25 protein-coding genes, 1 tRNA gene and 1 pseudogene are annotated in these 22,698 nt (G+C 41.3%); 7 read left to right on the top strand and 20 right to left on the bottom strand.

Annotated features, from left to right (window positions below):
* Nucleotides 1-15: 15 nt before the first annotated feature.
* The 6 genes from tsaD to HMPREF0556_RS09825 all read right to left on the bottom strand — a co-directional run bounded on the left by tsaD (nucleotide 16) and on the right by HMPREF0556_RS09825 (nucleotide 3,431).
* Nucleotides 16-1,032, bottom strand: a complete 1,017-nt coding sequence (gene tsaD / locus HMPREF0556_RS09850) for a tRNA (adenosine(37)-N6)-threonylcarbamoyltransferase complex transferase subunit TsaD (RefSeq protein ID WP_003758161.1) — start codon at nucleotides 1,030-1,032, stop codon at nucleotides 16-18.
* Nucleotides 1,032-1,511, bottom strand: coding sequence for a ribosomal protein S18-alanine N-acetyltransferase (rimI, locus tag HMPREF0556_RS09845; RefSeq protein ID WP_003758159.1), 480 nt, complete (start codon nucleotides 1,509-1,511; stop codon nucleotides 1,032-1,034). The genes tsaD and rimI overlap by 1 nt, the downstream gene beginning before the upstream one ends.
* The gene (gene tsaB, locus HMPREF0556_RS09840; protein ID WP_003758157.1) at nucleotides 1,484-2,155 is read right to left on the bottom strand and encodes a tRNA (adenosine(37)-N6)-threonylcarbamoyltransferase complex dimerization subunit type 1 TsaB; all 672 of its coding nucleotides are present in this window, start codon (nucleotides 2,153-2,155) and stop codon (nucleotides 1,484-1,486) included. The genes rimI and tsaB overlap by 28 nt, the downstream gene beginning before the upstream one ends.
* Entirely contained in the window at nucleotides 2,152-2,610 is a 459-nt protein-coding gene (gene tsaE, locus HMPREF0556_RS09835) for a tRNA (adenosine(37)-N6)-threonylcarbamoyltransferase complex ATPase subunit type 1 TsaE (protein ID WP_003758155.1), read from the bottom strand. The genes tsaB and tsaE overlap by 4 nt, the downstream gene beginning before the upstream one ends.
* 82 nt (nucleotides 2,611-2,692) lie before the next feature.
* Complete coding sequence (crcB, locus tag HMPREF0556_RS09830; RefSeq protein WP_003758153.1) at nucleotides 2,693-3,049, bottom strand: fluoride efflux transporter CrcB; 357 nt, start codon at nucleotides 3,047-3,049, stop codon at nucleotides 2,693-2,695.
* Nucleotides 3,039-3,431 carry a fluoride efflux transporter FluC gene (locus HMPREF0556_RS09825; protein WP_003758152.1) on the bottom strand — a complete coding sequence of 131 codons (393 nt, stop codon included), beginning with the start codon at nucleotides 3,429-3,431 and terminating at the stop codon, nucleotides 3,039-3,041. Before HMPREF0556_RS09825 ends, crcB begins: the two co-directional genes overlap by 11 nt.
* A 152-nt stretch (nucleotides 3,432-3,583) precedes the next feature.
* On the opposite strand from HMPREF0556_RS09825, the gene HMPREF0556_RS09820 reads away from it, so the two are divergent.
* Together HMPREF0556_RS09820 and HMPREF0556_RS09815 are read left to right on the top strand one after the other, a co-directional pair.
* Nucleotides 3,584-3,667, top strand: a tRNA-Leu gene (locus HMPREF0556_RS09820).
* Between the two features lie 155 nt (nucleotides 3,668-3,822).
* Nucleotides 3,823-4,767: a tyrosine-type recombinase/integrase gene (locus HMPREF0556_RS09815; RefSeq protein WP_003758151.1), complete on the top strand. Its 945-nt coding sequence runs from the start codon at nucleotides 3,823-3,825 to the stop codon at nucleotides 4,765-4,767.
* A 200-nt stretch (nucleotides 4,768-4,967) separates the two neighbouring features.
* Here HMPREF0556_RS09815 and HMPREF0556_RS13695 read toward each other — a convergent pair whose 3' ends face one another.
* From HMPREF0556_RS13695 to istA, 4 genes are all read right to left on the bottom strand, one after another.
* Entirely contained in the window at nucleotides 4,968-5,099 is a 132-nt protein-coding gene (locus HMPREF0556_RS13695; protein WP_003758148.1) for a hypothetical protein, read from the bottom strand.
* 25 nt (nucleotides 5,100-5,124) lie between these two features.
* Complete coding sequence (locus HMPREF0556_RS09810; RefSeq protein ID WP_040486735.1) at nucleotides 5,125-5,649, bottom strand: hypothetical protein; 525 nt, start codon at nucleotides 5,647-5,649, stop codon at nucleotides 5,125-5,127.
* Nucleotides 5,650-6,244: 595 nt separating this feature from the next.
* A complete protein-coding gene (istB, locus tag HMPREF0556_RS09805; protein WP_013315180.1) occupies nucleotides 6,245-7,000 on the bottom strand; it encodes an IS21-like element helper ATPase IstB in 756 nt (251 codons plus the stop codon).
* Nucleotides 7,001-7,010: 10 nt separating this feature from the next.
* Nucleotides 7,011-8,237, bottom strand: a complete 1,227-nt coding sequence (gene istA, locus HMPREF0556_RS09800; protein ID WP_003755396.1) for an IS21 family transposase — start codon at nucleotides 8,235-8,237, stop codon at nucleotides 7,011-7,013.
* A 277-nt stretch (nucleotides 8,238-8,514) separates the two neighbouring features.
* Between istA and HMPREF0556_RS13450 the strand changes: the two genes are divergently transcribed.
* On the top strand, nucleotides 8,515-8,664 hold the full coding sequence (locus tag HMPREF0556_RS13450; protein ID WP_003758142.1) for a hypothetical protein: 150 nt from the start codon (nucleotides 8,515-8,517) through the stop codon (nucleotides 8,662-8,664).
* 11 nt (nucleotides 8,665-8,675) lie between these two features.
* On the opposite strand, the gene HMPREF0556_RS09795 is transcribed toward HMPREF0556_RS13450, so the two are convergent.
* Together HMPREF0556_RS09795 and HMPREF0556_RS09790 are read right to left on the bottom strand one after the other, a co-directional pair.
* Complete coding sequence (locus HMPREF0556_RS09795; protein WP_003758140.1) at nucleotides 8,676-10,034, bottom strand: DUF2254 domain-containing protein; 1,359 nt, start codon at nucleotides 10,032-10,034, stop codon at nucleotides 8,676-8,678.
* Nucleotides 10,035-10,143: 109 nt separating this feature from the next.
* Nucleotides 10,144-11,187, bottom strand: a complete 1,044-nt coding sequence (locus tag HMPREF0556_RS09790; protein ID WP_003758137.1) for an alpha/beta hydrolase — start codon at nucleotides 11,185-11,187, stop codon at nucleotides 10,144-10,146.
* Nucleotides 11,188-11,391: 204 nt separating this feature from the next.
* On the opposite strand from HMPREF0556_RS09790, the gene HMPREF0556_RS09785 reads away from it, so the two are divergent.
* Nucleotides 11,392-12,606, top strand: coding sequence for an argininosuccinate synthase (locus HMPREF0556_RS09785; RefSeq protein WP_003758134.1), 1,215 nt, complete (start codon nucleotides 11,392-11,394; stop codon nucleotides 12,604-12,606).
* Between the two features lie 3 nt (nucleotides 12,607-12,609).
* The gene (gene argH, locus HMPREF0556_RS09780; protein WP_003758133.1) at nucleotides 12,610-13,977 is read left to right on the top strand and encodes an argininosuccinate lyase; all 1,368 of its coding nucleotides are present in this window, start codon (nucleotides 12,610-12,612) and stop codon (nucleotides 13,975-13,977) included.
* 21 nt (nucleotides 13,978-13,998) lie between these two features.
* Here the strand turns inward: argH and HMPREF0556_RS09775 are convergent, their stop codons facing one another.
* Genes HMPREF0556_RS09775 through HMPREF0556_RS09765 form a run of 3 tightly spaced genes read right to left on the bottom strand, consistent with a single transcriptional unit; the run spans nucleotide 13,999 to nucleotide 16,168 of the window.
* A complete protein-coding gene (locus HMPREF0556_RS09775) occupies nucleotides 13,999-14,865 on the bottom strand; it encodes an ROK family protein (protein WP_003758131.1) in 867 nt (288 codons plus the stop codon).
* A gap of 40 nt (nucleotides 14,866-14,905) precedes the next feature.
* Nucleotides 14,906-15,448 carry an HD domain-containing protein gene (locus tag HMPREF0556_RS09770; RefSeq protein ID WP_003758129.1) on the bottom strand — a complete coding sequence of 181 codons (543 nt, stop codon included), beginning with the start codon at nucleotides 15,446-15,448 and terminating at the stop codon, nucleotides 14,906-14,908.
* Between the two features lie 24 nt (nucleotides 15,449-15,472).
* Nucleotides 15,473-16,168, bottom strand: coding sequence for a carbonic anhydrase (locus tag HMPREF0556_RS09765; protein WP_003758127.1), 696 nt, complete (start codon nucleotides 16,166-16,168; stop codon nucleotides 15,473-15,475).
* Nucleotides 16,169-16,382: 214 nt separating this feature from the next.
* Here HMPREF0556_RS09765 and HMPREF0556_RS09760 point away from each other — a divergent pair, with 214 nt between their 5' ends.
* Nucleotides 16,383-17,678, top strand: a complete 1,296-nt coding sequence (locus HMPREF0556_RS09760) for an arsenic transporter (RefSeq protein WP_003758125.1) — start codon at nucleotides 16,383-16,385, stop codon at nucleotides 17,676-17,678.
* 34 nt (nucleotides 17,679-17,712) lie between these two features.
* Here HMPREF0556_RS09760 and HMPREF0556_RS09755 read toward each other — a convergent pair whose 3' ends face one another.
* From HMPREF0556_RS09755 to HMPREF0556_RS09735, 5 genes and pseudogenes are all read right to left on the bottom strand, one after another.
* Nucleotides 17,713-18,786, bottom strand: coding sequence for an ABC transporter substrate-binding protein (locus HMPREF0556_RS09755; protein WP_003758123.1), 1,074 nt, complete (start codon nucleotides 18,784-18,786; stop codon nucleotides 17,713-17,715).
* Nucleotides 18,783-19,591 (bottom strand): annotated as a pseudogene (locus tag HMPREF0556_RS09750) (ABC transporter permease). The gene HMPREF0556_RS09755 and the pseudogene HMPREF0556_RS09750 overlap by 4 nt, the downstream one beginning before the upstream one ends.
* Nucleotides 19,588-20,403, bottom strand: coding sequence for an ABC transporter permease (locus HMPREF0556_RS09745; protein ID WP_003758120.1), 816 nt, complete (start codon nucleotides 20,401-20,403; stop codon nucleotides 19,588-19,590). Before HMPREF0556_RS09745 ends, HMPREF0556_RS09750 begins: the two are co-directional and overlap by 4 nt.
* Entirely contained in the window at nucleotides 20,404-21,498 is a 1,095-nt protein-coding gene (locus tag HMPREF0556_RS09740) for an ABC transporter ATP-binding protein (RefSeq protein ID WP_003758117.1), read from the bottom strand.
* Nucleotides 21,499-21,518: 20 nt separating this feature from the next.
* Nucleotides 21,519-22,061 (bottom strand): helix-turn-helix domain-containing protein, encoded by a 543-nt coding sequence (locus tag HMPREF0556_RS09735; RefSeq protein WP_003758116.1) that lies wholly within the window; start codon nucleotides 22,059-22,061, stop codon nucleotides 21,519-21,521.
* A gap of 270 nt (nucleotides 22,062-22,331) precedes the next feature.
* Here HMPREF0556_RS09735 and HMPREF0556_RS09730 point away from each other — a divergent pair, with 270 nt between their 5' ends.
* Nucleotides 22,332-22,697, top strand: a complete 366-nt coding sequence (locus HMPREF0556_RS09730; RefSeq protein ID WP_003758112.1) for a hypothetical protein — start codon at nucleotides 22,332-22,334, stop codon at nucleotides 22,695-22,697.
* Nucleotide 22,698: the final 1 nt, after the last annotated feature.

The raw sequence follows: 22,698 nt of genomic DNA, 5'->3' as shown, positions 1-22,698 counted from the left end.
GCGTGCCAGCTGTTTTTATTTTTCTAATTCCAAACTTGGATCGGCATTCAGTGCCAAGCCACTCCGTTTGCCTTGTTCATAAGCAATTGTTCCTGCCGCTGCGATCATTGCCGCATTATCCCCGCAAAGCGATAATGGCGGAATGACCAGTTCTACTTCCGGCAACGCTTCAAAAGCAGCTTCCAAACCAGCTCGAAGTCCTTGATTCGCAGCTACACCGCCCGCTAATAATAATTGTTTGACGCCATAATGTTGTACCGCTCGCATGGTTTTCGTTACTAATACTTCTACCACACTCGCTTGGAAACTTGCCGCAAAATCTGCGTTGTTAAGTGTCTCACCACGTTGGCGCATATTATGCACTTGATTGATGAACGCTGATTTTAAACCGCTAAAACTGAAATCATAGTTATCTTCCCGAATCATCGCTCTGGGAAAAGGAAAAACAGCTTCGCCTTCCTTTGCTAAACGATCGATCTGCACACCGCCGGGATAAGCCAAGCCAAGTGTCCGAGCTACTTTATCATAGGCTTCGCCGGCTGCATCATCACGTGTTTCACCGATCACGTCAAAGGAATAATCTTCTTTCATCAAAACAAGTTCCGTATGTCCACCACTCACTACCAAGGCAAGCAGCGGAAATTTCAAAGCCGCCACCAAACGATTGGCATAGATATGTCCGGCGATATGGTGAACACCGATAAGTGGTTTTTGATGAGCAAATGCTAACGCCTTCGCAGCATTTACCCCGATAAGTAATGCCCCGACTAATCCCGGCCCCTCCGTCACAGCGATTGCTGTAACTTCATCGATCGTCACACCTGCTTCTGTCAATGCGGCTTCGATCACAATCGTGATCTGCTCGACATGATGCCGCGATGCGATCTCAGGAACCACACCGCCAAAACGTTTATGGCTCTCGATCTGCGAGGCGACAATATTTGAAAGGATCTCCGTACCATTTTTCACCACTGCTGCAGCTGTTTCATCACAGCTTGACTCGATTCCTAAAATATACTTGTCTTTTGTCATTATAGATCCACCCACATTACTAGTGCATTTTCGTGATTGTCCGGATAATAATTCTTACGGATCGCTCCGGGTTCGAAATGCAACTTTTTATATAAATTTTGTGCTTTCTGATTACTCACGCGAACTTCTAACGTCATGTGTGTGACACCAGCCATTTCCGCCTGCTGCATCAATTCCCGCAGCAACAGCTCGCCATAATGATTGCCTTGCTGTTCGGGATGAATCGCAATATTGGTGATGTGCCCTTCATCTAAGATCAGCCAGATCCCCGCATAGCCGATAATGACCGCGTCCAATTCGATGACGATATAAGCCGCAAATTCATTCAATACCAGTTCATTGCGAAAAGCCGTTTCCGTCCATGGCGAAGTAAATGCCGCTTTTTCAACACGTAGAATACCGGGTAAATCTTCCAGTTCCGCATTACGCAGAACTACTTTTCCCGACTCGTTCACTTGTTTTCCCTCGCTTCCAGCCACTTGCTTTCCGCCTCCGCAAGCTTCAAATAAGTTGGCACAAACTGCATGGCATTCTCGCCAGCTTCATTCAAAGCGAGTTTTACTAATGTACTAGCTCGTGCAAAGTTCAAATCGACCGATGCAAAAATCGCCCGATCCCCCAGCCGCTCGCTGATACGTTCCTTTAAAACAGGAGAAATGTCCCCAACGATGATCGCCCGGTCCGAGATGTGAGCAAGTAGTTCCTCCAAAGCGATATGCTGATCGGAAAATACACTCTTCCCTTGCTGATAAACCGCTCCATATACATTTCCGCGCCGTGCATCGATCAATGGCACTACTGGCTCCGTGGCGAAGGAAAAATTACCTGCAATCGCAGCTAATGACGAAATGCCCACGATAGGGATCTGCCGGTCCCAAGCAAGTGTCTTCGCAACTGTCACTCCGATCCGAAGCCCTGTATACGATCCCGGACCACTCGAAACAGCAATTTTCTTCAAGTCAGCAACCGCAATGCCACATTCTTCCAATAACTGTTCAATCGCCGGCATCAGCCGAACACTGTGATTTTTCTTTAAATTGGTCGTGAGCTCGCCTAATATTCCCGACGCATTCCCAACCGCGACACTCATCGTATCCGTTGCTGTATCGATTCCTAAAATCATTTCATCACCTCCGCACATAACGCCTCATAGCGGTTCCCCACCGGCTTCAGAACAATATCGCGCACCTCATCGCTCACCCGCGTGATCGTTATTTCCAAATAATCAGGAGGTAGAATGTCACGAATAAAGTGCGCCCATTCCACGACAGCAACACCGTCGCCCTCGATATATTCCTCGATCCCCAGGTCATCGCTGCCAGCTTCTTCCAGCCGATAAACGTCCAAATGATATAGGGGCAGTTTCCCCGATCGGTATTCCCGTAATATCGTAAACGTCGGACTTTTGACCATTTGGCTGATACCAAGACCTTCTGCAAGACCTTTTGTAAATGTCGTCTTCCCCGCGCCAAGATCACCTTCCAGCAAGATCAGATCCTGCCGCTTTAAATGTCCAGCTATTTTTTCCGCAAACTGGATCGTTTCCAGCGCGTTTTTCGTCTGTACACAATACTCCATTTCGTCACCTATCTCAATTTATTCTGTCATTATCATATCATATAATAATCAAAAACAATATCGCCGCTACTTCATCATCAGCTTACTTTCCCAGCCACAACCCAAACAAGACCGCTGCTAGTCCGCCGCCATAAGTAAGAAGTGCATAACTCACCATATTCCCTATTTTCCGATTGCGGAACAGTTCCACTAGATCGACTTGAAACGTCGAAAATGTCGTAAAACCCGCGATGATCCCCGTTCCGATAAACAACCGCCAATGTGCTGGGACTGCTATCGCCGTCAAATAGCCTAGCAACGTCGCACCGATCATATTGATCAAAAACGTTCCCAAGGGAAAAGCAAACCGCCAGTTCGCCTTAACAAGCAACGATAAGACATAGCGCCCGACCGCCCCGATACTGCTTCCTGCTGCCACCACTAAAAAGTTAATCCACATGGAGCGTCCTCCTTCTCTGCAACCGTGCACTTATTGAAAAACCATAAAACGCCAGCACTAGTCCCGCAACAGCGCTGATGATCCCATAAGTCATTGCTAACGCCACATGACCTGCCTCAAGCAGCTGGATCGTCTCCATGCTAAATGTAGAAAACGTCGTAAACGTTCCGATAAATCCTGTTCCGATCCCGGAAATAAACGCCTGCGAAAATATTTTTCGCGATTGCAGATAAGAAACCGCAAACCCCAATAAAAAGCTGCCAACCAGATTAACGATCAGCGTATGCCACGGAAATAGCCCGTCAGGAACGATAACACTCACCCCATACCGCGCCATGCCACCTAAAGCACCAAAAAAAAGAATATATCCATAATAATACATCTATGCCAACCACTTTTCGTTATTATTTATTCGTTTATTATAGCACGAGAGATATCATTATTGCGGATTATTTTAGTAGAAATCCGGCTTGACAATTATTATCGAAGCTAGTTATAATAACGTTACGCGTGAATTTCACGCACTAAAACAACGCGGTCGTGGCGGAATCGGCAGACGCGCTAGGTTGAGGGCCTAGTGGGGTAAAACCCGTGGAGGTTCAAGTCCTCTCGGCCGTATATAAAGTATGAAAACTCTTAGAGGTTCTAGGGGTTTTTCTTTTTTTCTTCTCCTTGTAAGTAGGTAGGCATAATTGGTAACTAGCCTAGTGGGTTAGCCTAGTGGGGTGGCTTAATGAGGTTGCCTAATGAGGTACTGATAGGAGGTAGAAAATATGGTAAGACGGAGGAAACTGACAGAAGCGGAAAAAAGCATCATTAATAAGGTTGTGAGGTATGATGATGATTTTCTTATTGAAGATTTTATTAGAAGCAGGAGGTTAAAGAACGTTAGAGAGACCACAATAAAATACTATCTTGACATTTTTAACGTATTAAACAGGGACAAGGTAAAAGTTGACCTAGATAAGCCATTATCAGAATTAAGTCAAAGAGATTTGGAAGATATTGTTATGTATTGGAAAAAATCATTAAAAGTGACAAGTATCAATAGCAAAATAAAGGCTTTTAAAGCATTTTACAATTATTTATTTAGTAAGAAATACATTAAAGTGAATCCTGTTGCTGATTTCAGTTTGCTTAGGCAAAGAGAAGAAATAAGAAAAACACTTGAAGCTAATGAAATAAAAAAGATAGCTAATTATTACAAACGAAAAGAAACATTTACAGCTTTCAGAGATTTGGTTTTGTTTCAGTTACTACTAGATACAGGTTTACGAATATCGGAAGCAATCAATATTAAAGTTCCTGACATACATGACGATTATATAGTAGTGGTAGAAACTAAAAATCTTACCCAAAGGATTGTATACATTTCTAAGTCGATGAAACAGAAATTAAACTCCTATATCTCTATTCGTGGAGAGTGTAACCACCAATATTTATTCATCATACAAGACGGAACCAAGTATACAAAGTATTCCTTCCAAGAAAGTTTACGGAATGCTGGGCGTATGTGTCAGTTAAGAAAACAAGTTAGTCCTCACGTATGTAGACGCACCTATGCGAAAAATGCAATTCTTAGTGGCATGGACGCCTTTTCTCTTGCTTCTCTTTTGGGTCATTCCTCCCTCGAAGTAACGAAGAGATACGTTCAGATTTGGGGGAATGATTTGAAAAAACAAGCTAAACTAAAAAGGGACTATGGTAATCTATTCTAATAAATAAATTTCGGGGGCGTTTTTCGCCCCCTCTTTTTTTTAATACACTTCCAAAATGTCATCAAAGGCTATCTTCTCCTAGCAACAACAAATAAACGCTCTTGTCATCAATAAGTAGTTAGACATAAAAAAGATAAGCTGAAAAACAAAAAATCAGCTTGCACTAAAAGTATAAATCAATACTCGTCATCATATCTAGTTTAATCTTTATTGTTATCCTTGCCAGAAAGCTTATCTAAAAAACCTTTCCAAGCATTTCCTCTTACTATAGAAGTAAAGAACAATAAAGCAATTATGATTACTCCGAATAAAATCATGCCTATGGTTTCCATGTATAACCCCTCCTCTATTAAGAGTTTACCGTCTAGAGTAGCATTTTGCTGATGCACTAATTGTAGCATAGCCTTGAGTTTGTAAGTTTGTATACCCGATGTGTTGTTTAGTCGACATTTTGTACTCGTATTTACTTTCTATCTTTTTGTATTTCTTTTTGACAGCACTTTGCTCTGCTCGACTAACCATATTGTAACCACTCATATCACTTTTAGTCAACCAAAAGTAAGTAGTGATGTAGTAACCTCCGTTATTATCATAAACCTTTTTAGATGCTTTCCATTTTTTGCTTTTAGCTGCTTTTAAGACAATATTGTTACTTTTTTCTACTTCAACATTATTGTACATTGCTTCGATTTCTAGCTGAACCTCATCAATTGTACTCCCCTTGTAATAAATGGGTTCTCCGACACCCGTATCATCTACATTTGCATCGTCTTCAACAACAACATTAACCGTATCAGCCTTTACAATATTAGCGGTATTGAACAAACTAAATGAGCCGAAAGCGATTACAAATGCCAACAATAATTTAATACTATTTTTCAAAATCTTCTCCCTCTTTCTATTTTTGTATGATGACTTGTTAGCCAACATAATAATTGTAACAAAAAAAAAGACTTTTAATTGTTCTAAATGTCCTGAAAGGTCTATATTTTGTCTTAAACGACTAGAAAACTGGATGAATTCAAAATATTGGTATACTAAAAATAAATTTTTTAGGTACTTACACCTGCTTATTTGTAATAAAAAAGCCCTGCCAATTAGGCAAGGCGGTTTATCTACTTACTATCAAACTGTTTTCTTTCTCTGTGTCTTATTTAGTAAATAACTAATTACTAGATAGACCACCATCCCCCCATAGAAAAAATAAAGGGACTTATCTGTAATAAAATGTACATAAATGAGAAGCAGAATACCCCAAACAATTTGGCAAACAAAATATATATACTTATTCAAAATTTCCACCTCTGATTATAATGAATTTTATCTATAGATGTAGTGTATCAAATATCTATCGACAGATACAATCCATGTGTGTATAGTAAAAGTAAAAAAGGATGATTTAACATGGTGTCAAGGGCCATATTAAAATGTTGGTTTTAGGCCACTGAAAATGTAGGTGAAAATCGTTTAAACGTTTTTACGATTTCACCTCTTTGTTTTCGCTATAACTCTTCATTCTATAAGAGGGCCCCGTAATTTGGATCAATTTAGAGTGATGGACCAACCGGTCCAGTAGCGCGTTGGTAAGCTTCTTGTTTCCAAATATTTCGGACCACTGGGATAGTGGGATATTGGTTGTAACAATCGTAGATTTTCTTTCATACCGCATATTAATCAGCTGAAAAAGTAAGTTGGAACCTTCTTTGGAGAAAGGTAAATAGCCGACTTCGTCGATAATCAACACCGAATAACCCGAATATTTTTTTAGCATCGTTTCGCTAGTTCCGCGCTTGTGAGCGCGGATCAAACGATTCACTAATTCAGTGCTCGTAATGAACAAACAACTTAAACCACGATCGATACATTCTAATCCAATTGAAACGGCTAAATGGGTCTTTCCAACACCACTATTTCCAATAAAGAGAATATTGTCATATGTGTCTAAAAAGCGTAATGTTAATAAATCCTGCATTTCCTTCTTTTTTATCCTTGGTTGAAAATCAAAATTGAAATCATGGAGTCGTTTGTGGTAGGGGAACATTGCACGCTTTAATACCTTTTTTTGACTTTCTTTTTTACGATAACTAATTTCTTGTTGGGTGAGCTCGAATAAAGAGTCTACAAGCGATTTATCACTTTTGGCAACCTCATCTAAATGGGCAGGTAGATTTTCTTTCATGCAAGATAAATTCAATTCGTTTAGTTGATTTAACAATTGATGGTAATGGGACATCATTTCCTCCTTATAGATCGTCATATGCATGTAAATTATCATCGACAAATCGCTCTAATTCTTCATCTTCTAAATATTTAAATACATCGGAACGCAAAATTTCAAGCGAGTCTTCGCGTTGATAATTAAGCGCTTTTTCACTTATAGGATGGGTTCGAATACATTTATCCCCATACCAAACAAATAGATTGTCCCTACGAATATCTAACGTCACTTCTTTCCCAATATATTTAACAGGAACAGAATATTTAGCATTTTGATATTGAACCATGGACTCCATCGATACCTTTCTCAGTAGACGTTTATTTCTAGAAACATAGCTGAGCAATTCTAAACGATGGATGGGAGCTAGTATGGGAAGCTCTTCCTTTAGTAAAACCGTCGGTTTGTTGTGGATGGCTTGTGAGACGGAGCCATTCAGATCTTGCATCAATTCATATATGATCTGTTTTAACTCTTGTACATCTGTAAATTCATAATTAAAGACCATTAAACGCTCAACTGTTCGGGCTAATGCTTCCACTTTCCCTTTTGTTTGGGGTCTAAAAGGACGACAAGCAATCGGATGGAATCCAGCATCTTTCGCAAATTGCCGGAATTTTTCATTGAAAACAGTTTGTGTGAATTGACTCTTACTACGGTCGACAACGGTTTTCATATTGTCAAACCAAATTTCTTGAGGAATACCGTTTCCGCAATATTCAAAGGCATTGACTAAACACTGAAAAACCGTCGGTTGTGTTCGATCAAAAGTGAGCTCTAAGTACTTCATTCTTGAGTAACCAAGAATATAGAGAAAAATATTGAAATAAAACACTTCACCGTCTCGGCTAACCATTTTAACGTTTTCTTTCCAATCTACTTGAGCAGAAAGACCGGGTGTGGTCTCAATACGAATCGTTGCTTTTTGTACTTTTTCTTCCCGGTATTTACGACAATAACGTTTAATCGTTGTATAACTCCCTTTATAACCTTTTTTACCTAAGAAATAAAAGATAGAAGCTGCCGAACAATTTAATTCTAATTTATCACGAATAATTTCTTCAAAACCATGAAGCAAAGGAGGGACCGAAGGTTTTCTCTCTCTAAGCTTATCTAAATCCCCCGTCAATCCAGCTTCATAATAGCGTTTAACCGTTCGATAATCACAATTATATTGTTTGGCAAGGGCTGCGAAATTAGGATGAATTTCATTCATAATGTGTAGTAACACTCCTTCTAAGACATCTTTTCTCATGATTCACTCTCCTTGGATAGTTTCATGAAAAAGAATATCAGATTTGTCATGTACCTACATTTTCGATGGCCCTTTTCCTACATTTTAATATGGCCCTTTAAAATATATTAAAAAACCATTCCCTAATTAGAGAGAATGGCGCAAGAAATAAGGTGCTTACTAGATAGGTTATGAAAGCCCTGTTGATATAAGTGAAGTGAACCCCTAAGTTAGACCAAAAAATCCAACTTTAGGGGCGCACTATAAAACAATGGGGTATCCAACTAGGAGGTACTACATGATCATCATTGAATGGCTCATCTCCCTTTTCCTCTCTCTTCTAGGTGACGGCATCCAAGATTTTGTCGGTGCTAAGCTCGCGAATCAAGAAAAGAGGAGAAAGCGAAGTAAAAAGAAAAACAAATATAACTTTGATCGGCTAAATTAAGTTTTTGATCTTTACAAAAACTTCGTCTTGATCTTCAAATAAGCATCCATCTTCTTTGTGTAAATAGCAATCTCATGAATAGAATCCAACATCATTTTCCGATCTTGTTGGTAAAAATGATCTTTGTTGGCAAACTCTAGCGTTTCTTGGATAAAATCCCAAATATCCTCAAAACGTTTAGGATTTACTACTTTAATAACGACAGCCATGGTGTAAAACAATTCATTAAACAGGACGTAATTGCCATTTAAATAATAGCGAACTTGCCCAAAACCTTCATGGAGGTAACTTCTAAAATCGATCAATTTGTAAACGACGCGAATCTGATTTTCTTTATCCTGTAGGTATGGCGCGGAAGAGACCGTTTTATCCATATAGATCAGTAGTTCTGCCATTTTGTGAAAGGTAGACTTTAATGTATGCGGGTCGTTATTTCCGATTGCTTTGATCGCCATGTCACTTAACTTGCCCATACTGTATTCCATGTCCTGCATCTCCGAACGTTTATGCCCGATCGTGATGAAGGTATTGTAGCTTTCTTGATCGACATTATCACAGCCGGGACCCCAATAGGAAAATAAAATGCTTCCTTCTAATACGAAATCCCCCGGTTTTGCTTCTAATTCAAGCATGATATCGTCTTTTCTCGCTTGCTCGATCAGCTGATAAAAATCGATCAGTTCAATGTAACCCGCCGTATCCGAGTGAAAAGATTGATGATTTTCCTTAGGTAAAAGCGAACTATCATCATCTGTACGATGAGGTTCTAATTCTTCTAATATGGTGGACTCCATAATCCCGATCGAGTTATTTTTCATCCGCTCCACAATATTATGTACTTGCAGCCATGTAACCGTATGATTAATAAAACCAATAAATACGATTGCTGTAAACAGTGTTACGATCACGCAAGAAATCGGAACGGCGGTGAAGGTATCGCGGGAACTCGTCGTCACAAATAAAAAGGAGATCAATGTAAAAACAAAGCTACCGTTAAATATCCCTAAGATATGCTGCGTTTTTCGATCAGCAACAAAATTGAGCAGCATCCGTGGAGTAAACTCGGAACTGAAAGTCGTTAAGACGACGAGGATCGAATTGAGTGTGTATGCACTGATCAGCAAAGTCCCACTTACTAAAACACCCAGTAGCGTTCTCGTGCTGACACTGCTAGCTGCCAGCATTTGGTTAACGTGATCAGGCATGTCCCACACCAGATCTATCACAAGTGGTACCGAAACAAGCGCTCCCGTTATCAGAATATAAATAAGCGGCTGGACCCAGATCGTTAGGTGCGTTTCATAGCGACGCTGCCTTCGATTCATTTGAAAATATTTTTTGATCGTCTTTGGTAAAAGTCGTTGAAACATATGGTTGTGCCTCCTTCTCTCTAGGTCTTATTACCACATTAGCAGGGTTAGAAACATCCGGGCACAAAAAAGGAACCCGAGATCAATCTCGGGTTCCTTTTCAAATACTTTATTTTTCTTGTAAAAATTCGCTGATCCATTCATACGTCTGCTTCGTTGCTTCCGAAGGCGTCGTCATGAAGTCATGCGTTACTTTGTCCAAACGTTTTGCAAATACTTTTACACCGGCATTCTTCAATTTTTCAGCATACGCTTCACCTTGATCGCGCAATGGATCGTATTCAGCGGTCACTAGGAAAGTATCTGGCAAACCACTGAGATCTTTGCTGCGGATCGGAGCAACGAGCGGATCGTATTTATGTTCGGTATTTTTAGAAAGATATAATTTGAAAAATTTATCTAAGGATTCTTTCGTCAATACATAACCGTCTTGGAATTCGTCCATCGAAGGATAAAGGACGGATGCGTCACGACTGAAAATATCTGTTGGCGGATATAATAGGATCTGTTTTGTGATGACCGGTCGGCCTTTTGCCTTCGCAAGCTGTGCTGTGACCGCTGCCAGATTGGCACCAGCGCTATCGCCGGCTACAACGATTCCTTCTGATTTAGCTTGCAAGCTAGTTGGATGACTTGCTACCCAAAGGAGCGCGCTGTAAGCATCTTCTACTGCTGCCGGGAAAGGATTTTCCGGAGCTAAGCGGTAATCTACGGAGACCACTTTCATTCCTGTTTTTTGCACGAGATTCCGAGCGATCGCATCAGTACTTTTTACATTCCCAACGACGAAGCCGCCGCCATGGAAATAGACCATGATGTCGTAAGGTCCTTTATCGGTTGGTGTATAGATTCGCAAATTCAGTTTTCCACCGGGCCCGTCGATTTTTTTATCTTCTACGTCGCCGATTTCAATTTCTTTTGCAGCTGGCAATGCTTTTTCAGTTAAGCGCATGTATTTATATCTGGAATCGACATCTGAGAGAGGCGCTTTATTTTTAACATATTCCTTGGCTGCCTCTTCTAAATTATCTAATACTTCTGGATTGAATTTCTTTTTGCCGTTTGCTTTTTTGTAAATAAAAAAGACTACCGCGAGTGGTAATAAGATGATACTGACGAATACGACCAGTATCCATTTTAGTACGCTTTTCATTTGCGTTCAGCTCCTTTGTACCTGATTTTCTACTCTGTAAGTATAGCAGTTTTATTGAAAAGAACCAATTATAAACGCTTACCTTAAAATGAATTTTTAAACAAATAAATGTATAAATATAATAAAAAGGGTTGTTTTTCGTTTTGTTCAATGGTAATATTAATTCAATAATTCGTATATTTATTAATAAAAGGAGTTGCTGACATGACAAAAGAAAAAATCGTACTTGCTTATTCCGGAGGTTTAGATACATCTGTAGCTATTCAATGGTTGCTGGAATCGGGCTATGATGTGATCGCCTGCTGTTTAGATGTTGGAGAAGGTAAAAACCTGGATTTCGTGAAAGAAAAAGCACTGACTGTTGGCGCAAGTGCTTCTTATACCATTGATGCCAAAGAAGAATTTGCGAAAGACTTTGCATTGATCGCCTTGCAAGCACACGCTTATTATGAAGGAAAATATCCGCTGATCTCCGCACTCAGTAGACCGCTGATCGCTAAAAAACTTGTCGAAGTAGCACGTACAGAAGGTGCCAGCGCAATCGCGCATGGCTGTACTGGGAAAGGAAATGACCAAGTACGTTTTGAAGTGGCGATCCATGCCTTAGCACCTGATTTGAAAGTTGTTGCTCCTGTTCGTGATTGGAAATGGTCGCGTGAAGAAGAAATCAATTATGCCAAAGAACATGACATTCCGGTTCCGATCGATCTAGATAATCCATTTTCGATCGATCAAAACTTGTGGGGCCGCAGCAATGAGTGTGGTGTGCTCGAAAATCCGTGGGTCGCACCTCCTGAGGAAGCCTATGATCTGACAACTAGTTTAGAAAACACGCCGGATCAAGCAGACATCATCGAGATCACCTTTGATCAAGGAGTTCCGATCGCTTTAAATGATCAAAACATCCCGCTTGCGGAATTGATCCTTACATTGAATGAAATCGCCGGCAAACATGGCGTTGGCCGGATCGACCACATCGAAAACCGTTTAGTTGGCATCAAATCACGTGAAGTTTACGAGTGCCCTGCTGCCGTCACATTGATCGCTGCTCATAAAGAGCTGGAAGACCTAACATTCGTTAGAGAGATCGCGCATTTCAAACCCGTGATCGAACAAAAAATCAGCGAAATGATCTATAACGGATTATGGTTCTCCCCGCTTACTAGCGCATTGACCGCCTTCCTTAAAACGACACAAAAATTTGTCAATGGAACGATCCGTGTGAAATTATTCAAAGGTCATGCCATCGTAGAAGGAAGAAAATCACCGAATTCCTTATATGATGAAAACCTAGCTACCTATACTTCTGCTGATACATTTGACCAAGAAGCAGCTGTCGGCTTTATCAAGCTTTGGGGACTGCCAACGAAGGTTCATGCAGAAGTCAATGCGAAAATCGAAGTAGATTCGGAGGTATAAGACATGGAAAAATTATGGGGCGGACGATTTACAGGGAAAAGTGAAGCGTGGATCGATGAATTCGGCGCCTCGATTTTCTATGATCAAAAGCTTGCGCAAGAAGATATCGAAGGAAGCAAAGCACACGTTACCATGCTTGGAAAAACCGGGATCATCAGTGAGGTGGAAGCAGCCGAGATCCTGCAAGGACTTACGATTTTAGAAGAAAAAGCTCAGCAAGGTAAGCTTTCTTTCACTAGTCAAAACGAAGATATCCATCTCAATATCGAAAAACTGCTTCATGATGAGATTGGTGCGGTAGCTGGGAAACTGCATACTGGTAGAAGCCGAAACGATCAAGTTGCAACGGATATGCATTTGTACTTAAAAAAACAAGTCCAGCTTATCCTAGAGGGTATCCAAGCTTTGAAGGAGACGCTAGTAGACAAAGCGGAACAGCATGTAGAAACGATCATGCCTGGCTATACGCATTTGCAACACGCCCAGCCGATCTCCTTTGCACACCATCTGCTTGCCTACCATGGTATGTTTGCCAGAGATTATGAACGCTTCTCCGAGAGCATCAAGCGGATCGACATTTCTCCACTTGGTTCAGCAGCGCTTGCCGGCACTACTTTCCCGATCGACCGGGAACTTACTGCAGAATTGCTCGGCTTTTCTAGTATTTACGAAAATAGTTTAGACGGCGTCAGCGATCGGGATTTTATTATCGAATTTTTGAGTAATGCCTCGTTGCTGATGATGCACTTATCACGTTTTTGCGAAGAATTGATTTTATGGACAAGTCATGAATTTCAATTTGTCGAATTGACGGATACGTATTCTACAGGCAGCTCGATCATGCCGCAGAAAAAAAATCCGGATATGGCAGAATTGATTCGTGGAAAAACCGGCCGTGTCTATGGGAATCTTTTCAGCTTGCTTACCGTTCTCAAAGGACTACCGCTTGCTTATAACAAGGATTTCCAGGAAGATAAAGAAGGCATGTTCGACACGGCAGAAACGGTGCAGAAATGTGTCGCTGTTTTTACCGGGATGATCGAAACAATGAAAGTCAATAAGCAAACCATGGCGGCTTCGACGGAAAAAGATTTCTCCAATGCCACCGAACTGGCGGACTATTTGGCGAAAAAAGGTGTTCCGTTCCGTGAGGCACATGAAATCGTCGGTAAACTAGTGCTTACTTGCACGCAAAATGGCCATTATCTGCAAGATATTCCTTTGGCAGATTATCAAGCAGTGCATCCGGCGATCGAAGCGGATATTTATGAAGTACTTGCCTCTAAGACAGCCGTTGAAAAACGAGATTCTTATGGCGGTACGGGCTTTGAACAAATCAAAGCCGCGATCGCACGCATAAAAAAAGGGTAGCCTAAGTGGCTACCTCTTTTTTTATTTACTTGCTTCAACAGCAAGTAACACACAACCAGTAATACCGGCATTATCTTCTAATTTCGGTGGTACGATATAGCTTTCCAGATCCGGCAGTTCGATGTAGTCATTATTAAGTGCTACGATCTTCTCGCGGATCAGCGGGAATAATTGGCGCTGCTTCATGACACCACCGCCGAGGACGATTCGTTCTGGTGACAGGATCAATGTATAATCCAGCAATGCTTTCGCCAAATAGCTGGCTTCCAGATCCCAAACGGCTTTGTCTTCGCTCAGATCAACGCCTTTTTTGCCCCAGCGCGCTTCGATCGCACTGCCAGCCGCCAGACCTTCCAGACAATTTTTATGGCTTGGACACGTACCTTCAAATGTATCTTCCTTTTCATTCCCAATTAAAATATGTCCCATTTCCGGGTGAGAATATCCTTCTAAGATTTTGCCATTTACGACCGCGCCTCCGCCAATGCCCGTTCCGACCGTTAAGTAGATACAGCTTTCCACATCTGCTGCCGCACCGAGTTTCACTTCTCCTAAGGCAGCTGCATTCACATCTGTCGTAAAGCCGATCGGTACATCGAATTTCGCTTTCATATTGCCGACAAAATCATAATTCCTCCACGCTAATTTCGGTGTTTGCGTGATATAGCCGTATGTATCGCTTTTTTTACGAATATCGATCGGTCCAAAAGAACCGATACCAATTGCAACAAGCTCCGCCCGATAGTTTTCAAAAAAAGCATATACTTTTTCCATCGTTATTTCCGGTTTCTCAGTCGGAAACGATTCGCGCTTGATGATTTTACCATTTTCCTCGCCGACTGCAACGACAAATTTCGTTCCGCCAGCTTCAATTGCTCCATAAAGCATGCTAAACTCCTCCTCTAAATAAAACGGTTACATTTTGTTGTTATTTACGGAAGATCCAGCCGACAAGCCTAGCATAGGTCTCAAAATAAGCTGGGATCTCCTTCGGGTCGAGCCCGTAAGTCATATTTTTCACAACACTTTGATTATACCACTTTTGCAGAGAATAGCCACGTTTAAAATAGTTCCAGACACGATCGCCTTCCGAGCTTAGCGCATACTTGACAGAAGTCAAATTGTCCAATTTATCTGCTACAATGATCGCTTTTTCTTCCAAAGAACCGTTTCTTACCACTTCAATTGTATGTGCTTTACGTTCTTCCCATGATAAATCTTTATTTTCCGTATGGGCAGCGACCAATTGCGCCACGTGCCTACCGAATTCTGTTTCGATTTCTTCTATCGTGATTGGCGTGTCCTCCACAACATCGTGAAGTAGTCCGGCAACAACGACATCAGTTCCAAATCCTGCTTGTTGTAAGATCCTGGCGACATTAAAAGGATGGGAAAAATAAGGCTCTCCAGTGATTTTGCGACGTTGGCCACGATGTGCTTCTTTTATAAATACTTTTGCTTTTTCATACATAGCTGGAAAGCCCCTTCCCCGTTCTTATTCTGATTCGACTACTGTCCGGCCATGGAGCGGTTGAACTGGTCTGACCGTCCCGCCGATTATTTTTTCGAAGGTTGCATGATCTGCCGGTGTAATCGTTGCTGGCTCTTTCAATACGATCCATGTCAGATTTTCAAGCGTTGGCGGTGTAGTGAGTGATCCCATGTAATGATAATAAGCTCGCTCTTTCGGCAAAAAATCCTCTACAGATAACTGGATCGTCCGCTGTTGTTCAAAATCCGGGAAAACTTTATTGAAGTCTTCAGCGAGTTCCTGCAAAACAGCATTCATTGCTTCGCCAAACTCCATCCATACACCAATCACTAATTTTTCTTGGTTTTCGTTTTCATGGACAAAATGCCATTCGATCGGTTTTTCCTTGCCATTCAACAGATGTTCAGACGGAATATGAGCGTGAAACGCAAATAACTTATAAAAGGTACCCTTATAGGTAACACCTTGTGTTTGATCTGTTGGGAAAGCATGTACACTATTCTCGATACGCTTGATCGTGAACGTATCCTTTATGTAGTGAAATGCTAATGGTTCTTTCGCTATTTTTTGAAGCTGATCTTGCTGAATGTCGATGGGAGATTGCTCCCTACCAGTATCGGCGATTTCAAATTCCGGACAAAGATGCCCCCACATCTCTGGTCCGCGTTCGCCATGGTAGTCCCAGGTCACTTGGTTCATATTCTTCTATTTCCTCCTTATAGCTGATTGTGCCATTTCATTATTTTAGCTGTTTCTTTATAAAAATAGCAAATATTTGCTACAAAGCCCGACCTCTTTTAAAGTAGGAATGAAACGGGTATTATAAAGATATTATGCTAACGTAATTTTCTATTTACCCGTTTTTCACTGTTTACAAGCATGAAATTCCATTATTTTTAAATAGGAGCTCAAAATGACCATTTTTTTAGCAATTCTCATTTTTTTCATCACTTTATTATTCGTGATCTGGCAGCCAAAAGGTCTTTCGATCGGTTGGTCCGCACTTGGGGGTGCAGCGTTAGTACTACTGCTCCAGATCGTCTCACTGGAGGATGTCTGGGCTGTGGTCAGGATCACTTGGAATGCGACACTGACATTTGTAGCACTTATCATCATTTCTTTAGTGCTGGATAAAATTGGTTTCTTTGAATGGGCCGCATTACACATGGCAAAGTTTGCCGGCGGACATGGCAAGCGGATGTTTTTAGCGTTGATCCTGCTTGGCGCTGTGATCGCCGGATTGTTTGCCAATGATGGCGCTTCGTTGATTCTTACCCCGATTGTACTCGCGATCGTGCGCACACTTGATTTTGATGACAAGCAGATCTTTCCGTTTATCATCGCTTCCGGATTTATTGCCGATACGACCAGCATGCCGCTCGTTGTCAGCAATCTCGTCAATATATTGTCGGCAGATTTCTTTCATATTTCTTTTTCCAGTTATGTCGTGCAGATGCTATTGCCAACGCTATTTTCTTTCCTAGCCAGCACGCTTGTTTTATATCTGTATTTCCGCAAAGCCCTACCGAAAACATATGACTTAGCACAAGTCAAAGTTCCCGCCGAGGCAATCCAAGATCGTCGACTATTCAAAATCAGCTGGCACCTACTTGCCATTCTGTTGGTCGGTTATTGGGTCGCACCAATCTTTAAACTTCCGATCTCAGTCATCGCGCTACCGGCTGCCGGCATCCTATTATACGCCAGCAAAAAAAGTCACTGGATCAAGGCCAAGCAAGTTTTGAAAGAAGCGCCCTGGAATATCGTCTTCTTTTCCGTAGGTATGTATGTTGTTGTATACGGCCTGCAAAATGCCGGGATCACAAAACTGCTAGCACAAATCATTCAAACAGCGAGTTCGCACGGCTTATTCGCATCGATACTTTCCATGGGATTCTTATCTGCCTTCCTCTCCTCCATCATGAACAATATGCCTGCCGTAATGATCCATGCACTGGCGATCGACCAAGTCCACGTGCACACCACGATTCATTCAGCACTTATATATGCCAATATCATCGGTGCCGATATCGGTCCGAAGATCACACCGATCGGCTCGCTAGCAACATTGATATGGCTTCATTTACTGAATAAGAAAGGGATTCAGATCTCTTGGCTACGGTATATGAAGATCGGGATCATTTTGACGGTTCCGGTGTTGTTTGTTACGCTTGTGGGCTTGTATGTTAGTGTGGTTTGGTTGCATTAAAAAAAGCTGAAGCCCGGGGCTTCAGCTTTTTTTATTATTTCCGATACATCTTCACTTCCAAAAACAACTCATTATAATAAGCCAACATCTTCTTCCCAAGATTATCATACACTTCCAAGTTTTCAAGTGCTTTTTTCGTTGGGTAAAAACGTTTGTCGTTAGCTATTTCTTTTGGAAGTAAGCTGACGGCTTTTTTATTTGGCGTTGCATAACCGATGTATTCTGCATTTTGTGCAGCGTTTTTAGGATCAAGCATAAAGTTGATAAATGTATGGGCTCCTTCTACATTTTTCGCTGTTTTTGGGATGACCATGTTGTCGAACCATAAGTTGGAACCATCTGTCGGGATGACATATTCTAAATCTTTATTTTCATCCAGCATTTCGGAGGCTTCTCCGGAGAATGTCACGGCCACGCCTGCTTCGTTATCAGCCATCAAAAGTTTGATCTCATCGCCGACGACAGCTTTCACATTTGGCATCAAATGTTGCAGCTTATTGCGTGCAGCTAATAGATCTTTTTTATTCGTATCATTCACGGATTTCCCCATGCTGTTAAGGCCAAGTCCCATGACTTCCCGCGCGCCGTCGATCAATAGGATCTGATTAGCGAGGTCTTTGTCCCAGAGTGTATCCCAATGGCTGAAGTCTTTATCAGGAAACATTTTCTTGTTATAAATGACTCCCAGTGTTCCCCAGAAATACGGCATTGAGTATTTATTATTTGTGTCAAAGGATAGATCCATAAATTGTTTATCGAGGTATTTTTCATTTGGTAGTTTTTTATGATCAAGTGGAATGAGCAGGTTTTCTTGTTTCATTTTGCTGATGGCATAATCGCTTGGTACTGCGACATCAAATGTGGTACCGCCTTGTTCGATTTTCGTCATCATCGCTTCATTTGAATCAAAGGTTTGGTAAATAACTTTGATGCCGGTCTGCTTTTCGAATTTCTTCAATAGCGCTGGATCGATGTAATCGCCCCAGTTATAAATGGTCAGCGTATTTTTGCCGGAATAACCTTCGCTGCGGTTCAAACTTGAAGCAAGCACCAGCATCACAAGCGCTAACAGGATGATCGGGATAAATATACTTACTAATCGCTTCATTCTTTCACAGCTCCTGTTCCTGCGCGTCCTGCTTTACTATTGCGCTGATTGATAAAGTAATAGCCAACTACCAGCAAGATCGTAAATAGGAATAACAGTGTCGATAACGCGTTGATCGATAAGGAGATCCCTTGCCAGCCCGCGAATAAATCTCAACGGATAACGTCGAGAAGCCATTTCCGGTGACAAAAAAGGTAACAGCAAAGTCATCTAATGAATAGGTCAATGCCATGAAAAAGCCGGCTAGTATCCCGGGTGAGATCGACGGCAGGATTACTTTGCTCAGCACCTGAAATTGACTGGCGCCGAGGTCTCGCGCTGCGTCTACCATTGTTGTGCTCATTTCTTGAAGCTTCGGTAGCACCATCAATACAACGATTGGAATGCTGAAAGCGATGTGCGATACCAACACCGAAGAAAAGCCGAGTTTGATTCCCAAAATAGTAAAGAAAATCAAAAAGCTGGCACCGATGATAACATCTGGACTAACGATCAAGACATTATTCAAACTAAGCAATGTATTTTTCGTAAATTGCTTTTGCAGATATTTGATCGCAAGCGCTCCGCAGACACCGACTAAGGTTGCGATCACGGAAGATAACAGTGCGATCACGAATGTATTAAGCACAATGATCAACAATCTGGTATCTTGAAAAACTTCCTTGTAATAAGCGAGCGTGAAACCTTTGAAATGGTGCATCGTCCCGCCGCTGTTGAAAGAATAGAAAATCAAGTAAAAGATGGGCGCGTACAAAATCACAAAAACGATGAACAGGTAAAGATTGCCCCATTTATTTCTTTTCATTTGTTCGTCCCTCCTTTACGTTTGCGTTTTGAACCGGTCAAAAACATAATAATGATCATTGCGATGATCAAAAACACACCGATCGTTGAGCCCATTCCCCAGTCCTGTGTGACCAAGAAATGTTCTTCGATCGCAGTACCAAGTGTGATGACGCGGTTTCCGGCAATCAATCTGGTGATCATGAACAATGAAAGTGCCGGAATAAAGACAGCCTGACAGCCTGCTTTCACTCCGTCAGCCGTCAATGGGAAAATCACCCGTTTGAAAGTCGTCCAGCTTGATGCACCAAGATCACGAGATGCTTGAATCAATGTCGGATTGATTTCTTCGACCGCATTAAAGATCGGCAGGATCATAAACGGGATAAAGATATACGTCGACACAAATAAGAAACTAAAATCAGTGAATAAGATCTGTTTCCCGCCGATGCCGATAAATTTCAAGAATTGATTGGCTGTTCCATAAGTGCCGAAAATCCCGATGAAGGCATAAGCTTTCAGCAGCAAATTAATCCAGGTCGGTAGAATGATCAAAAGCAGCCATAATTGTTTGTGTTTCAATTTTGTCAGCAAGTAGGCCGTTGGATAGGAGATCAATAACGTGAATAGCGTGATCAAAAACGCATACCAAAAGGAACTCAGCGTCATTTTCATATAAACGGGCGTAAAGAAATGCTGATAATTGCTAAATGTAAAATTGCCATTGATATCGAAAAAGGAATAATAAACGATCAGTAAGATGGGAGCCACAACAAACAGAATGATCCATAACAAATAAGGAACGAGATAGACAGCACGTGATTTCCGGCTCATTTATTCTACCTCGTCGTAGCTTTCCAAACGTTTGTCGAATTCTGCTTCTGTTTCGCCAAGGCGCATGACATGGATCGCTTCTGGCTCAAAAGCAAGTCCGATCTTGTCGCCGATCTTCACTTTGCGTGTCGTATGCACTAACCATTCGTTCCCATCAGTATCCATACAACCGATCTCATAATGGACGCCGCGGAACAATAGCCAGTCGACAGTTACTTGTAGTCTGCCATTTTCTGCAGAAGTGATTTCCAGATCTTCTGGACGCAGGACTACTTCGACTGTTTCATTTGCATGGAATCCTTGGTCCACACATTCAAAACGTCGGTTTACAAATTCCACTTCAAAATCTTGGATCATTTTCCCACTGACGATATTAGATTCGCCGATAAAATCCGCCACGAAACGGTTGAGCGGCTCATCATAGATGTCGATCGGCGTACCGCTTTGCTGAATCTCGCCTTTATTTAAAACAAAGATTTCATCGCTCATCGCCAGCGCTTCTTCTTGATCATGTGTAACAAAGATAAAAGTGATTCCGAGCCGGCGCTGCAATTCGCGCAGTTCGTACTGCATCTCTGTTCTTAATTTCAAATCCAACGCGGACAGTGGTTCATCGAGCAAGATCACTTCCGGTTCATTCACGATCGCCCGGGCGATCGCGACACGCTGCTTCTGACCGCCGGACATTTCAGCGATTTCCCGCTTTTCGTATCCTGCTAAATTGACAAACCGCAATGCTTCTTTCACTTTTTCATCAATTGCTGCTTTCTTCCATTTCTTGATTTTAAGTCCGAATGCTACATTTTCATAAACATTCAAATGTGGAAATAACGCGTAATCTTGGAATACCGTATTTACCGGACGTTTATTTGCTGGAATCGTATTTATAACACGATCATTCAAATGGATCTTTCCATCAGTTGCTTCTAAAAAACCTGCGATCAGACGCAGAATCGTTGTTTTTCCGCAGCCAGAAGGCCCTAGTAAGGTATAAAATTTCCCTCTTTCGATCTCAAAACTAACATTATCCAATACTGGTGGATCATTATCAAATTGCTTTGTCACGTTTTCAAAGCGAATAATTGTTTCTGCCACGTCAATTCCCCCTATTTCTCTTATAAATACGACTCCGTTGCGACAATAATCAGTTTCGCAGGTTGGTCGGTTTGGTTGATGATTCGATGTTCATCGGTTGCGCTAAAATAGACAGCTTCGCCATTTTTCGCTATATAGGCATTTTTCCCGATCAAAATCGTGATTTCGCCTTCTAATACATAGCCAAATGTTTCCGACAGCGAAGGTTCAAAGCTTTTAAACGCACTGTGCGCTGCTATTTCCAGCAGTACCGGTTCCATTTCTTTTTCATTCGATTCCGGGACAAGCCATTTTATTCTGTACCCTTTTTCTTCATCTTCAAAAAAAGTATGTTCTCCTTCGCCATAAATAACTTTTTGCGTATGTTCTTCTTCATCAAAGAACGCTTTTGGCGAACTGCCAAGCACTTCTAAAATATCAAAAAGCGTCACAATTGACGGAGAACTCAAATCACGTTCCAGCTGTGAAATATATCCTTTCGTCAAATCTGTCCGCTCGCCAAGTTCTTCCTGTGTTAAATTTTTACTTAATCGTAAGTTTTTGATTTTTTTCCCAATCTCCATGTCGCTATCCTCTCAAGTTTAAAAATAGTAAACATCAAGTCAGTATAGTTTAGTAAAAATAAACTTCAAGTTTACTTACAGCAAGGGTAATTATACATGATTCTTTGCGTTGGGGCAATGACTTTTTGGAAATTGACTCTCTCGGGAGTAAATGCGGCAATGTCAAGACTTAGGAAAGAAAAAAAGTTAGATTGTTTTAAAATCGTCACATTTTATCCACAGCAATTTTTCTAGTTCTTTAGTATCCTTTTAACTGAAAGGAGCTTTCAAATGAAACGACTACTCATTCATTTGTTTGGTTTTGTCATATCCTTATTTTTCTTAGGATATGCAGCCTACACTGTTATATATTTAGGTTATCTAGTTGATGCAAAAAATCTTAGCATCGAATCTCAAGTAAGCCATGCTCATCAATATTCGTGGTTGATTTTTTTCACTTCTCTAGCCGCGGTCTTATTGTTCGCACTGGCAATAATAAAGCAGGTTCGAACAAATACATGGTCTTTATTCGGTGCTTTATTTCTAGTTTTTGCCTTTGGATTAAGCTATTTTACCGTACATTCTATCAAGCAAGTAGAACAGACACCCGCCAAGCAGTTGTGCGTTCACAAAAAAACAGAAATGCTATCTCATTAGC

The organism is Listeria grayi DSM 20601, assembly GCF_000148995.1.
Lineage (GTDB): Bacteria > Bacillota > Bacilli > Lactobacillales > Listeriaceae > Listeria > Listeria grayi.
Note: the sequence above shows the minus strand (reverse complement) of the source record. Positions and strands in the feature narration are given on the sequence as shown.